This window comes from Blautia glucerasea (genome assembly GCF_013304385.1).
GTDB classification, from domain to species: domain Bacteria; phylum Bacillota; class Clostridia; order Lachnospirales; family Lachnospiraceae; genus Blautia_A; species Blautia_A ammoniilytica.
This window is the reverse complement of sequence record NZ_JAAITU010000109.1, coordinates 1-1,779: the sequence shown is the minus strand read 5'-3', so window position 1 is coordinate 1,779 and position 1,779 is coordinate 1. Positions and strand designations below refer to the sequence as shown.

Sequence of the window (1,779 nt, the reverse complement as noted above, 5' to 3'; positions counted from 1 at the left end):
TTTAACATAAATATAGCAAGAATTCTCCTTCCTCTGCAGGTGGGAGATGAATTGCGAAAAAATGAAAAGAACACTTGTTCTATAACACAATCCGTGGTATAATAGAGTCAGTTGAAAATATAAATTGTTAGAAAAAGGACTGATTTGTATGGGAAAAACAGATCATAATGCGCATTCAGTATATCAGCTGGGAGTAAATCCCCCAGCTGATATAGCCTTTGGCAGGATTGCAGAGGTGCGCGTCATGCAATTGCATGACGCGCACCTCGCAGCAAGAATGCCTCGGCATTCTTGAACGGATGTATTATCATCTGATCATGGTAGTGAAATATCGATGAAAAGTGATTGATAATCCAATTTCAGAAAGAGCAAAAGAGATATGGGAATATATTGTTCCACGGTAGGGAAAAGTTCTGGAAGAATGGAGTCAGAGTTTCTGCCTACTGACAGCTGGAGGTGCTCCGGTAGAAGTAATCCGTCAATGCATTGAAAGCCAGGGAGAGAAAAAGTATTGAACATAGCATATCGTTTCCGAATTTATCCGACAGAAGAACAGAAGATACTTTTGGGCAAAACATTTGGCTGTTGTTGTTTCCTATACAATCAGATGCTTAATGATAGAATCCAGGAGTATGAAAAGACAAAGAAAATGTTAAAAAATACACCGGCCATGTATAAAAAGGAATATCCATTTTTGAAAGAAGTCGATTCGCTGGCGCTGGCAAATGTCCAGCTTCATCTGGAAAAGGCATATAATAAATTTTTTCGGGAACCTAAGATTGGATTTCCAAGGTTCAAGTCAAAGCATCATTCCAGAAACAGCTATACAACAAATGTGGTCAATGGAAATATCCTGGTGGAAAGTAAGCGAATCCGACTTCCTAAATTAAAATGGATTGCCATGAAAAAACACAGGGAGCCAGCAGAAGACCTTCGTCTGAAATCAGTGACAATCAGTATGGAACCATCCGGAAAATACTTTGCAAGTCTGTTGTATGAAGGATACAGCTGTGAAAACCAAGCAGCTGAACCAGATTACAGTACTGCAAAGATACTTGGAATTGATTATGCAATGCAGGGAATGGCAGTATTTTCAGAAAAGATTGAGACGGGAGAAGCAGGTTTCTTCAGAAAAAATGAAAAAAGGCTGGCGAGGGAGCAACGAAAGTTGTCAAGATGCGTACGAGGAAGCCATAATTATGAACTGCAGAAAAAGAAAGTTGCCAGATGTCATGAAAAGATACGAAATCAGCGAAGAGATTATCTGCACAAACTTAGTCGAAAGATCGCAGACAGTTATGATGCAGTTGCAGTGGAAAATATCGATATGAAAGCAATGGGGCAGTGTCTGCATTTCGGAAAAAGCGTACAGGATAATGGATATGGAATGTTCAGGGAAATGTTAGACTATAAACTGGCGTGGAAAGGAAAGAAAATGGTAAAGGTAGACCGTTTCTTTCCTTCCAGTAAAAAATGCTGTAAATGTGGAAGGATAAAGAAAGAACTGAAATTATCCGAAAGAGTCTATCGCTGTGCGTGTGGAAATGAGATGGATAGAGATCGTAATGCAGCAATCAACATCCGAGAAGAGGCAAGAAGGATGTTGATTGCATAAACTGTCCGTATCCGGACAATAGAAAAATAAGAAAATATGCCCGTGTCCGGGCAAAAGAATCGCGGGGCACGCGAGGATAGCTTGTAGATACTTGGCTCAGTAGAGCCATTGAGCAAGAAGCCCCCACTTCAAAATTAGAGATTTAAGTGGTGGGAGTATGTCAC

The 1,779-nt window shown here is 40.2% G+C and carries 1 protein-coding gene and 1 pseudogene; both read left to right on the top strand.

The window, feature by feature from the left end:
• The first annotated feature begins 299 nt into the window (after nucleotides 1–299).
• Nucleotides 300–515 (top strand): annotated as a pseudogene (locus G5B11_RS18565) (transposase).
• On the top strand, nucleotides 512–1,615 hold the full coding sequence (locus G5B11_RS18560; RefSeq protein WP_173729316.1) for an RNA-guided endonuclease TnpB family protein: 1,104 nt from the start codon (nucleotides 512–514) through the stop codon (nucleotides 1,613–1,615). The pseudogene G5B11_RS18565 and the gene G5B11_RS18560 overlap by 4 nt, the downstream one beginning before the upstream one ends.
• Nucleotides 1,616–1,779 lie beyond the last annotated feature (164 nt).